This is a genomic window from Ornithinibacter sp., assembly GCF_035443565.1.
Taxonomy (GTDB): Bacteria; Actinomycetota; Actinomycetes; order Actinomycetales; family Dermatophilaceae; genus Fodinibacter.
Genome location: NZ_DAORSO010000077.1, coordinates 1 through 11,315, shown reverse-complemented (window position 1 = coordinate 11,315; position 11,315 = coordinate 1). Strand labels below are relative to the sequence as shown.

Below are 11,315 nucleotides of genomic sequence, written 5' to 3'. Positions count from 1 at the left end.
CCGTGGGAGCGGCGCTGACGGCGGCAGCCCTCGCGACGGCATCCCAGCCCGCCCTGCGACGACTCGCGAGCGGCGGCGCACACCCCTGACAGAGGTTGTCGCAGAAACTAATCGCGCCGGTGCGCATCCGCACGGCCCTGACGACGGAAGTAGTGGTGTTGCCCCACTCATCCACCGAAGGGAACCGTCATGCGCAAGACCTTTGCCACCACCGCCGCCCTGGCTCTCGCCGCCGCGCCGCTGACCATGCTGGCCACGCCGGCAGTCGCCGCCGAGAACGCGTCCGTCGTCGTGGTCCACGGCGTGCCCGGCCAGATCGTCGACGTGTACGCCTCGGCGGACACCACCTACACCGCCGAAGAGGCCTTGCTCACCGACTTCGAGCCGGGCACGGTCACCAAGCCCGTCTCCATCCCCGGGGGCACCTACAACCTCGCCGTCTTCCCCAAGGACGCCGACCCGTCAGGTGAGCCGGCGATCAAGGCCGAAGGGGTCACCGTGCCCGACGGCGCGAACATCAGCATCGCCGCGCACCTGAACGCCGACGGCGCCCCGGTGCTCACTCCGTTCGTCAACGACGTCAGCAAGGTGGATGCCGGTGAGGGTCGCCTCATCGTCCGCCACACGGCAGCCGCCCCCGCGGTCGACGTCCTCGCCGGCGGCGAGCCCGTCTTCACCAACCTGACGAACCCCAACGAGGCCAAGGCCGACCTGGCCGCGGGCACCGTCTCCGCGTCGGTGGCCGCCACCGGCACGACCGACCCGGTCATCGGCCCGGCCGACGTCACCGTCAAGGAGGGCGCGGCCACGATCGTCTACGCGTGGGGCTCGCTCGAGGACGAGAACCTCGCCGTCGCCGTGCAGACCATCGACGGGCTGCACAGCACGCCGTCCAGCGTCCCCTCCGGCACCGCGGACCTCGGCACCGACGTGCTGCCACTGGCCCTCGGTGGGGTCGCGGTGCTCGGTGCCGTCGTCGCGGCCGGTGCCGCGGCCCGCGCCCGCCGCGAGACCGTCTGACGTCGCCCCCGGAGTACCCCGCGACGCCCGGGGGCCCGGCACGGCCGGGCCCTCGGGCGTTCGTCACACGTCTTTGGCCACGACTCTGAGGAGAAGAGCACATGGGCACCCACTCGTCGCCGCGTCGCTGGACGGCTCTGTCAGCAGGTGCCGCCGCCGTCAGCGTGCTCGCCCTCGTGGTGCTCGCCGTGTGGTTCGCCCGGCAGCCGGAGGCATCCGCGGGTCAGGCGCTGGCGGATGTCAGGGCCTCCACCAGCGCAACCTCCGCGGCGACCGCGACCGCGAGCCCGACGGCATCCGCCTCGCTCTCTCCGACGCCCACCGCATCTGCTCCTCGCACCCTGCCGACGGCGACCGCACGGGATGCGTCGCTGGACGCCCAGCAGGACGCGGCCTCGCCCCCGACCCGGCTGGTCATCCCTGACCTGGACGTCGACGCCACCGTGTACTCGGTGGGGGTGCAGGACGACGGGGCGATGGTCATCCCCGCCGAGCCGACGAGGGTCGGGTGGTACCAGTACGGGCCCGCCCCCGACGACGAGCAGGGAAACACCGTGATCGCGGGCCACGTCGCCACCCAGAAGGCCGGACCCGGCGCACTGTCGCAGCTGCGCAAGGCCGAGCCCGGCATGCGCGTCACGGTGACCACGAAGGACGGGGTGGAGCACGAGTACGAGATCGCCGGCCGCGAGCGGATCTTCAAGAAGGCGCTTCCGGTCGACGAGATCTTCGCCCGCGACGGCGATCCACTGCTCGTCATCATCACCTGCGGCGGCGAGTACAACCGCGAGCTGCGCAGCCACCGCGACAACATCGTCGTCACGGCCACCCCGGTCTCCTGATCGGATGCCGTGGGCGGGCGGCTTGATCGGATGCCGTCAGCGCACCTCGCGCTCGACGCTCAGCACGTCCCCCACCTGGCACTCGAGCACGTCGCAGATCGCCGTGATGGTGCTGAACCGGACGGCCTTGGCTCGGTTGTTCTTGAGCACCGAGAGGTTGACGACGGTGACGCCCACGGCATCCGCGAGGGCCGCCAAGGTCATGCCGCGCTCCGCGAGCAGTCGGTCGAGGTGGCAGGTGACGCGGTGCGGCTCGTCGACCGGCATCAGACGAGGCCTTCGACGTCGTCGCGCAGCCGGCTGCCGGCCTTGAACGCCTCCGCGAGCAGCGCGACGACCATGCCGGCGATGAACCACGGCCAGGGGATGTCGAGGACGACCGAGAGCCCGAGGCCGCCGAGGTCTACGTCACTGAGCAGTGCCCCGTGCACCGACATCGACAGGAAGAGGGTGAAGAACGGCCCGACGAGCAGCACCGCCGCGAGTTGGCGCATGCGGCGGACATTGGCGGCGACGAACGGGTCACCTGCGGCGATCGTGCGCATCACCGCCACGATCAGCAGGCTGCCGGCGGTCATGAGACCGACGATCAACACGCCGGGGGCGAGGTCGAGCAGACGTTGCGCGACCGTGGGATCGGCCAGCGTGACGTCGTAGGCCGCGACACCGTAGGAGGTTCCGACCGCATCGAGCTCGGGCACGGTGACGTCGCTGAGGAACGACAAGGGGATGCCGTCGCCGTCAGCCCAGCGCAGGATGGGCAGCACGATGCTGGTGGCGACGGTGATGACGACGACCAACCCGAGCAGGATGCCCATGCCCCAGCGGTCGCTGCGGTCGAAGGCGAACCAGTCCCGACGGGGTTTCGGTGTGGGCGTCGTGGGTGTCGTGCTCTGGTCCATGAGGAGTGCCTCTCGTGTGTCACATATCGACTTTCGATAATCCTGATTGACGATATGCACATCGTTTGTCGATGTCAACCCTGTGGGGCCGGATGCCGTGGGGCAGGATGGGCGCATGAGCGAGCACGACACCCCCAACGGCGACCAGGACTCCTCGACCGACGAGCAGGTCGTCCCCGCGACCGTCACCAGCGACGGCGAGCGCGTCGTCGTCGTCACCCCCGACGGCATGGGCGTCGCCCACCACGACGAGCAGCCCCACGACGAGCGCGAGCAACGCCGCGAGCGCCCCAGCAACCCGGCCGACCTCGTCGAGCAGCCGGCCAAGGTCATGCGGATCGGCTCGATGATCAAGCAGCTCCTGGAAGAGGTGCGCAGCGCTCCGCTCGACGAGCGCGGCCGGGCCCGGCTCGCCGAGATCCACAGCCGCTCGATCGCCGAGCTCAAGGACGGACTGGCCCCCGAACTCGTCGAGGAGCTCGAGCGCATCGCCCTGCCGTTCAGCGAGGAGGCCCCGAGCGACGCCGAGCTGCGCATCGCCCAGGCCCAGCTGGTGGGGTGGCTGGAAGGGTTGTTCCACGGCATCCAGACGGCGCTCGTCGCCCAGCAGATGGCCGCCCAGGCCCAGCTGCAGCAGATGCGGGCCCTGCCGCCGGGCACGTCGCACCCCGCGGGCCCGCCCTCCGGCGCCATGCCCCACGGTCAGCCGGTGCCGGACGGCCCCGGTGCCCCCGGTCACGCCGAGGGCACCGGTCAGTACCTCTGAGGGATCACGCGACGAACCGGCATCCGTCGTCGTCCCCAGACTGACCTATTGGTCGATCCGGGAACGGGTCAGGAGGTGGCGGCTGCGGCCGCGCGACCGGCAGCCCTACCCGAGAACAGGCAGCCGCCGACGAAGGTCCCTTCGAGCGCCCGGTACCCGTGCACGCCACCACCGCCGAACCCGGAGACCTCACCCGCGGCGTAGAGACCGGGCACCGGCTCACCCGAGGGGTCGAGCACCCGCCCGCTGAGGTCGGTGTGCAACCCGCCGAGCGTCTTGCGTGAGAGCACCCGCAGGCGCACGGCCACGAGCGGGCCGCGCTTCGGGTCGAGGATGCGATGGAGCGGGAAGGCCCGCTTCGTCAGCTTGTCGCCGCGGTAACCGCGAGCCACCCGGATCGCGGCGACCTGCGCGTCCTTGGTGTACGCGTTGTCGACCTGCCGGTCGCGCTCGACGACCTGCCGCTCGATGTGCGCCGGGTCGAGCGGTGCGTGCGGGGTCAGCTCGTTCATCTTCGCGACGAGCTCACCGATGGTGTCGGCGGTCAACCAGTCCTCACCGTGGTCGAGGAACGCCTGCACCGACGGCTGGACCGCAGTGATCGGCCGCTTCAGCACGTCGCGGTAGCGGCGCTGGGTCAGGTCGAGGTTCTGCTCCGACCCCGACAGCGCGAACTCCTTGCCGGCGAGTGCCCGGTTGAGGATGAACCACGAGTGCTCGACACCGGTGTGCTGGAGGTGATCCAGCGTCCCCAGGGTGTCGAACCCCGGGAAGTACGGCGCAGGCAGCCGATTCCCGCGCCCGTCGAACCACATCGCACTCGGCCCCGCGAGGATGCGGATGGCATGGCCCGGCCACACCGGGTCCCAGTTGCGCACGCCCTCGACGTAGTGCCACATCCGGTCCCGGTTGACCACGGCGCCGCCGGCTGCCTCGGTGATGGCGAGCATCCGCCCGTCGACGTAGGCCGGCACGCCGGTCAGCATGTCGGCCGGAGCCTCTCCCAGCCGCTGCGGCCAGTTGGCCCGGACCAGGTCGTGGTTGCCGCCGATGCCGCCGGAGGTCACGACGACGGCCTGGCCGCCGTACTCGAACTCACCCTCGACGATGCGGTTGCTCGCGACGCCGCGGGGAGACGCGTCAGGTGCCAGCACCGACCCCCGAACCCCCGTCACCACACCACTGGCGCGCACCAGCTGGTCGACCCGGTGCCGCGGCCGGTAGATCACCCGGCCGGCCGCGATGTGGTCGCGCACCCGCTGCTCGAACGGCGCGACCACCCCGGTGCCGGTGCCCCACGGGATGTGGAAGCGCGGCACCGAGTTGCCGTGCCCGCCACTCGTGCCGTCCCCCCGCTCGGCCCAGCCTACGACCGGGAAGAAGGAGATGCCGCGCTCGCGCAACCACGACCGCTTCTCACCGGCAGCCCACTCGACGTAGGCCCGCCCCCACTGCCGCCCCCAGTGGTCGGGCCCGGGGCTGCCGTCGGGGTTGGTCAGGCGGTCCCAGCCCGCGGTGCCCTGCCAGTCCTGCCAGGCAAGCTCCAGCGAGTCCGAGATGCCCATGCGGCGCTGTTCCGGGCTGTCGACGAGGAACAGCCCTCCGAAGCTCCACCAGGCCTGACCCCCGAGGTTGGCCTCGCTCTCCTGGTCGAGCAGCACCACCGAGCGGCCCGCATCGGCGAGCTCACACGTGGCGACGAGTCCGGCGAGGCCGGCACCCACGACGACGACGTCGGCATCCATTGGTGCACCCTAGCGGCGACCTCGAGCGTCGGGCCCCGGACAGGACCCTCAGGCAGTGACCTCGCCCACGCTTCAGACGTGCACGCGCAGCCGCCCCTGCTCGACCTGGGTCGACAGGTGGGCGACATCGGGGACGACGACCCCGGCCAGTTCACGAAGCTCCTCGGGCGTGGTGGTGCTCGTCACCGCGACCAGGCCACGGCATCCGGCCTCGCGTGCCGCCCGCAGCCCCGCCATCGAGTCCTCGATGACCAGGCACTCCCCCGGGTCCACCCCGAGAAGGCGCGCGCCGAGGAGCCACGGGTCGGGCCACGGCTTCCCGCGCTCGACGTCGGATGCCGTGACGACGACCGGCGGGTGGACCAGCCCGGTCGCCGCGATGCGCGCCTCGGCGAGGTCGCGCGTTCCCGACGTGACGATGGCCGTGGGAACTGAGGCGTCGGCGAGCGCCCGGAGCAGTTCGGCGGCTCCGGGCAGCACGACGATGTCGTCGACGTCGGCCACCTCGATCTCGCGGATGCGCTGGTGGGCCTGCTCGCGCACCTCGGGGGGTAGGAGCCCTTCGATGACGTTGGCGGCGGTCACTCCGTGCATCCCGCGCAACCGCATGGGGTCGACGGCGAACTCACCACACCACCGCAGCCACGACCGTTCGACCGCGGCGATCGAGTCGACGAGCGTGCCGTCGAGGTCGAGGAGCACGCCCTTGAACGGGGCGTCGAACGCTGACGAGGCACCGGGCATGGGGTCAACCCTAGGTGCCCGACCTAGGGTTGACCCCATGCCCGCACGCAGGGGGCGGCCCCGGACCGCCGTGCTCAGTGCGACGGTCGCCGTCGCGGCGCTCGTCGGCGGATGGACGTGGGCCGCCGCTCTGCAACCCGGGGGTTTCGATGCCCGGTCCGAGACGATCAGCGCCCTCGCCGCCTCGGTCACCCCGCACCGCTGGGTGATGACCGCGGCGCTCGTGGTGACGGGGCTGGCCCACGTCGTCACGGCCTGGGCCCTCGGAGCAGCCCAGCGCACCGGGCGCGCGATCCTGGCCGCTGGTGGCGTCGCCACCCTGTTCGTCGCCGCCGTCCCGCTGCCCTCGCGCGCCGAGTCCTCCGCTGCGCACACGGCGGTCGCCACGGCATCCTTCGTCCTGCTCGGCCTCTGGCCGTGGTTCGCCGCTACCGAGAGCGGCCCGCGAGTCCTCACCCAGCGCGTCGCGCGCACGGCGGCGGTGGCGCTCACGGCATCCGTCGCAAGCCTCGGACTGGGGCTGAGCAGCGCGTCCTTCGGGCTCCACGAACGGGTGGTCGCCGCCCTGACGGTGATCTGGCCGCTCGTCACGGCGATCGGGGTGTGGTGGTGGGCAGGCCACCGGATCGGCTCACGTCGGGTCCTTCAGGGCCTCGGGGTGCTCGCCGTGACCGTGACCTGCGTCGCCGCCGGTGTCATCGCGACGACGGTTGCCCCCGCGACGGCCCACACCCGCAACTACCAGGCCACCGTGTCGCTCGACCCCGACCCGACCCACCTCGGCCAGATCCTCGCGACCACGGCGTTCGGTGACCTCGAACTCGGCTTCTCCGGGGTCGCCCCCGGCATCCGCTCCGTGCCACAGGTGAACGCGAGCATCGCCGACGAGCTGTCCCGCCCCAACGTCAGCCTCGCGTCACTGCGACCCGGTCCGGCCGAGCTGAGCGAGGCCATCCGCGAGGTGGCCGTCGACGTCCTCCTGCGCTTCGCCATCGGCGGGCTCGTGCTGATCGGTGCGGTCGTGGGGGCGGATGCCGTGCTGCGCCGCCGTCGCCCCCGCCTCACCCTCGTCGTGGCGTGCGGCACGGGGTGGGTGCTGGCCACCGCGCTGACGGCGGCCTCGCTGTACGCGACCTACCAGCCGCAGCGCCAGGAGACCTTCACCTCGACCGGCATCCTCGGCACCCTGCAGCGCAACCAGGGCATCCTGTCCGACGTCGAGGCCCGGGCCACCCAGGTCGCGCCGTACCTGCGCAACGTCATCGCCCTGTCGACGGCGTTGCAGCAGAAGTACTCGGCGGCACCCCTCGAGGCCGACACCGCGCTGCGCGCCCTGCTCGTCAGCGACATCCACGGCGGCAACCAGTACTCGTTGATGCGCACGATCGTGCAGGAGGAGTCGGTGAACGTCGTCATCGACGCCGGCGACCTGCTCAACTTCGGGACGGTTGCCGAGGGTGAGGCGGCCGGCATCTTCAGCGGCATCGAGTCCCTCGAGGTGCCCTACCTGTTCGTCCGGGGCAACCACGACGCGACGAGCGCGACCGACACCGCCGTGCTGGCCCGGCTCGCGCAGGTGCCGAACGTCGTGCTGCTCGAGCCGACGCCCGGCGAGTACACCGAGGCCACCATCGGGGGCATCACGATCTCGGGGTTCAACGACCCCCGCTGGTTCGGCGACTCCGGCACCGGCTCACCGGCGAAGCAGGTGCCCGCCCGCGAAGCCTTCGTCGCCGCGTTCGGTGGGCGGACGGCATCCGACGTGGTCGTGAGCCACGAACCGTGGGCGCTCAAGGGAGTCGTGGGCGGGGTGCTCGTCAACGGACACATGCACTCCACCGACCTCGAGGGCAACCGCGTGCAGGTCGGCACCTTCACCGGCGGGGGGCCGGTCAACCACTTCGTCGAGCAGGCCCCCGGGGAGGAGCTCGTCGGGCAGCCGTCGGCCTTCGACGTGCTGACCTTCGGCACGAACTGCCGACTCGCGACGCTCACGCGCTACCGGTACAGCAACGTCATCGAGGGGCGGCCGAGCTATGACGGGGTACAGCTCGTCAACGGGTCGCGGATCGACCGGCGCGAGGTGGACCCCGAGCGGGTGTGCTCTCGCGACGAGCCGCTCACGACGGCCACGGTGCTGCCGGCCTCCGCCCCCTCACCCTGAGTCAGGGGCGCAGGGTCGCGCGGTGGGCCACGTGGGCCTTGGGCACGTCCCCGCAGCTGAGCGGGGCGTCGGGCAGGGCCTCGCGCACGACGTCGACGACCACGCGGGGCGGCAGCGATCCGCGGCCGTAGACCTCGACCGTCGTGTGGTCCCCGTCGGTGTCCGCGGCTCCGGGGACGAGGTCGTCGAGGTCGGCCGGGCCGTGCTCGGCGAGCACCGCGGCCAGGGCTGCCTGAACGGGCGGGTCCCATCGGGTGGTGCCGCGCAGGAAGCGAGCATCGGTGCGCCCGGCACGGTGTCCCATGACGGCGGCCAGCGCGTTGTCAGGGTCGAGCTGGCCGAAGCAGGCCCCGTCGGGCAGTGACAGCAGCGTGCCGGCGAACCGGTGCCCACCGAGGTGGGTGCACTCCCAGACCTCCTCGGGCAGGGCCTTGGCCAGGGTCGCCGCGATCGGCCGGCCACGCACCGCGCAGCAGGCGTCACGGGTGGCGTGGGTGCACACGAGCACCATCGGGTCGGCGTCCTCGTCGCTGCCGGACAGAGGCACCCCCAGGGCGTGAGCCGCCTCGCGCAGGTCGTCGGCGGTCCGCCACGTCCCCCTGACGCGGGTGCGCCTGATGGTGTCGATCGCGAACCACGCGTGGGGGTCCTCACCGGGCAGTCGCCGGCCGGGGCGGCGCACGAGCAGGACCTTGCCCCCGAACAACGCGCAGATCCGCTCGATCTCGGCACCGAGGGATGCCGTGAGCGGAGGCGTGGTGAGCGGCTTCTTCGCCCACGGACCCTGGTGCTCGATGAGCAGCCAGCGCGACGCGACGGGGGCACTGCCCGCCAGCGGGTCGCCACGGTGACGCGAGGCGACGGAACAGCGCGAGAGATCAGTCAGGGCCACTCCGCTGATGCTACGCGGCGGATGCCGTCCCGCTCATCCCCGCGGGGTGCACCTGACTCCGCGGATGTTGGGTCTCGACGCAGGGGGCTGCGAGGGAGGACGCTGGGTGCGCCGCAGGATCCTGCTGATTAGAGGAGAACCCCATGGCCCGACGACGTGCCCTGTCCACCGCAGCCCTCGCCGCCACCGCGGCCCTCGTGGTCTCGGCCGCACCGGCCCACGCTGCGAACCCGTCCTACGTCGCGCTCGGCGACAGCTACTCCTCGGGCACCGGCACCCGCAGCTACATCTCGGACGGCACGAGCTGCCTGCGCTCGGTGTACGCCTACCCGTCGCTCATCGCCTCCGCCAAGGGGTACGACCTGAACTTCCGGGCCTGCTCGGGCGCGAAGATCGCCGACGTCTCGAACACCCAGCTCTCCGCCCTGAGCTCCAGCACGGCCTACGTGAGCATCTCGATCGGCGGCAACGACGCCGGCTTCGCGAGCGTGCTGACCACGTGCGCCCAGCCGGCGTGGCTGAGCAACTGCAACGGAGCCATCGACAAGGCCCAGGCCTACGTGAACCAGACCCTCCCCGGCGCCCTGAACACCCTCTACGCCAACATCAAGGCGCGGGCTCCCCAGGCCAAGGTCACCGTCGTCGGGTACCCGCACATCTTCAACGGGGTCGACTGCAACCTGCTCACGTGGTTCTCCGCGAGCGAGATGACCCGCCTGAACGCCATGGCCGACCTGGTCAACTCCACGACCCGCGCTCGTGCCACCGCGGCGGGCTTCTCGTTCGCCGACCCCACGACCCCGTTCGTCGGGCACGCGGTGTGCTCCAGCTCGGAGTGGATCAACGGTCTGTCCAACCCGATCCAGGAGTCCTACCACCCGAACCGCACCGGCCAGGCGAGCGGCTACACCCCGACGGTCAGCCCGTACCTCACCGGCTCGACCGTCACCGCCACCGCGGCGCTGCTCACCACGGCCAAGGGCTCCACGAAGAGGTTGGCCGACCAGCAGAAGCGCTACGCGGCATCCGATCGCGCCATCAAGCCCGCGCTCGTGCTCGCACCCGACCTGAGCACCCCCGCAGCGAAGGCGGCCGCGAAGAAGGCCGGGGTCGACCTGTCGAGCCGGGCCAGCATCGACGCGGTTGACCGCGTCTACTCGGCGCGTCAGGCAGCGGAGTTCGCGGCCCGCTGACGCGCTACCGTCGCGGGGTGCCCACGGACAACCAGACCGATCGCCCGCTCGTCGCCGGAGTCGACTCCTCCACCCAGTCGTGCAAGGTGGTGGTCTGTGACGCGGTGACCGGTGAGGTCGTGCGCACCGGTCGCGCCGGCCACCCCGACGGCACCGAGGTCGACCCGCGCCACTGGTGGTCGGCGTGGCAGGAGGCGAGCGGTGGCGGCATCCTCGACGGCGTCAGCGCGATCGCCGTCGGTGGGCAGCAGCACGGGATGGTGCTGTTGGACGAGTCGGATGCCGTGGTGCGGCCGGCGCTGTTGTGGAACGACACCCGCTCGGCGGGGTCGGCGGACGACCTCGTGGCCGAGCTCGGCGCGCAGGCCTGGGCCGACGCCACCGGGGTCGTGCCGGTGGCGGCCACGACGGTCAGCAAGCTGCGCTGGATGGCCGACCACGAACCCGAGAACCTGGCCCGGGCCTCCACGTGCGTGCTCCCCCACGACTGGCTGACCGGGCGCATCCTCGGCGAGGGGTCGTCGGGGCCACGGGCGTGGACCACGGATGCCGGCGACGCCTCGGGCACCGGGTACTGGTCGGCGGGCACCCGGTCCTACCGCGAGGACCTGCTCACCCTCGCCACCCGGGGTGCGAAGCTGGCTGTGCCGCGGGTGGCGGGGCCGTCCGAGGTCGTCGGCCACACGGCATCCGGCCTGCTCGTGGCGGCCGGAACGGGCGACAACATGGGGGCGGCGCTCGGGCTGGGATTGGCCCCGGGTGACGTCGTCGTCTCGCTCGGCACGAGTGGCACCGCGTTCGCCCGCACCGACGCCGCGAGCGCCGATCCGAGCGGCTCGGTGCAGTCGTTCGCCGATGCTGAGGGCGGCTTCCTCCCTCTGGTGTGCACGCTCAACGCCGCGCGCGTGCTTGGTGCGGGCGCCGCGATGCTGAACACCGACCACGCCGGTCTCGACCGGTTGGCGCTGGCTGCGGCGCCGGGTGCGGGCGGCCTGACGCTGCTGCCGTACCTCGACGGGGAGCGCACGCCGAACCTGCCGAACGCCA

Annotated in this window: 11 protein-coding genes; 6 read left to right on the top strand and 5 right to left on the bottom strand. The window is 72.0% G+C overall.

The window, feature by feature from the left end:
- Positions 1–189 precede the first annotated feature (189 nt).
- Both PLL68_RS09315 and PLL68_RS09310 read left to right on the top strand, forming a co-directional pair.
- Complete coding sequence (locus PLL68_RS09315; RefSeq protein WP_324533489.1) at positions 190–1,020, top strand: DUF4397 domain-containing protein; 831 nt, start codon at positions 190–192, stop codon at positions 1,018–1,020.
- 101 nt (positions 1,021–1,121) lie between these two features.
- Entirely contained in the window at positions 1,122–1,862 is a 741-nt protein-coding gene (locus tag PLL68_RS09310; protein ID WP_324533488.1) for a class F sortase, read from the top strand.
- A 36-nt stretch (positions 1,863–1,898) separates the two neighbouring features.
- On the opposite strand, the gene PLL68_RS09305 is transcribed toward PLL68_RS09310, so the two are convergent.
- Positions 1,899–2,129 carry a helix-turn-helix domain-containing protein gene (locus PLL68_RS09305; protein WP_324533487.1) on the bottom strand — a complete coding sequence of 77 codons (231 nt, stop codon included), beginning with the start codon at positions 2,127–2,129 and terminating at the stop codon, positions 1,899–1,901.
- Positions 2,129–2,764, bottom strand: coding sequence for a hypothetical protein (locus tag PLL68_RS09300; RefSeq protein ID WP_324533486.1), 636 nt, complete (start codon positions 2,762–2,764; stop codon positions 2,129–2,131). Before PLL68_RS09300 ends, PLL68_RS09305 begins: the two co-directional genes overlap by 1 nt.
- Positions 2,765–2,879: 115 nt before the next feature.
- Between PLL68_RS09300 and PLL68_RS09295 the strand changes: the two genes are divergently transcribed.
- Positions 2,880–3,530, top strand: a complete 651-nt coding sequence (locus PLL68_RS09295; RefSeq protein WP_324533485.1) for a bacterial proteasome activator family protein — start codon at positions 2,880–2,882, stop codon at positions 3,528–3,530.
- 68 nt (positions 3,531–3,598) lie between these two features.
- On the opposite strand, the gene PLL68_RS09290 is transcribed toward PLL68_RS09295, so the two are convergent.
- A complete protein-coding gene (locus PLL68_RS09290) occupies positions 3,599–5,275 on the bottom strand; it encodes an FAD-binding dehydrogenase (protein WP_324533484.1) in 1,677 nt (558 codons plus the stop codon).
- Positions 5,276–5,347: 72 nt separating this feature from the next.
- The gene (locus PLL68_RS09285) at positions 5,348–6,019 is read right to left on the bottom strand and encodes an HAD family hydrolase (protein WP_324533483.1); all 672 of its coding nucleotides are present in this window, start codon (positions 6,017–6,019) and stop codon (positions 5,348–5,350) included.
- 37 nt (positions 6,020–6,056) lie between these two features.
- Between PLL68_RS09285 and PLL68_RS09280 the strand changes: the two genes are divergently transcribed.
- A complete protein-coding gene (locus tag PLL68_RS09280) occupies positions 6,057–8,183 on the top strand; it encodes a DUF998 domain-containing protein (RefSeq protein WP_324533482.1) in 2,127 nt (708 codons plus the stop codon).
- 1 nt (position 8,184) lies between these two features.
- Here the strand turns inward: PLL68_RS09280 and PLL68_RS09275 are convergent, their stop codons facing one another.
- Positions 8,185–9,075, bottom strand: coding sequence for a ferredoxin family protein (locus PLL68_RS09275; protein ID WP_324533481.1), 891 nt, complete (start codon positions 9,073–9,075; stop codon positions 8,185–8,187).
- A 143-nt stretch (positions 9,076–9,218) separates the two neighbouring features.
- On the opposite strand from PLL68_RS09275, the gene PLL68_RS09270 reads away from it, so the two are divergent.
- A complete protein-coding gene (locus tag PLL68_RS09270) occupies positions 9,219–10,268 on the top strand; it encodes an SGNH/GDSL hydrolase family protein (RefSeq protein WP_324533480.1) in 1,050 nt (349 codons plus the stop codon).
- Between the two features lie 17 nt (positions 10,269–10,285).
- Positions 10,286–11,315: FGGY family carbohydrate kinase (locus PLL68_RS09265; protein ID WP_324533479.1), on the top strand; the 1,030-nt coding region annotated here is incomplete at its 3' end.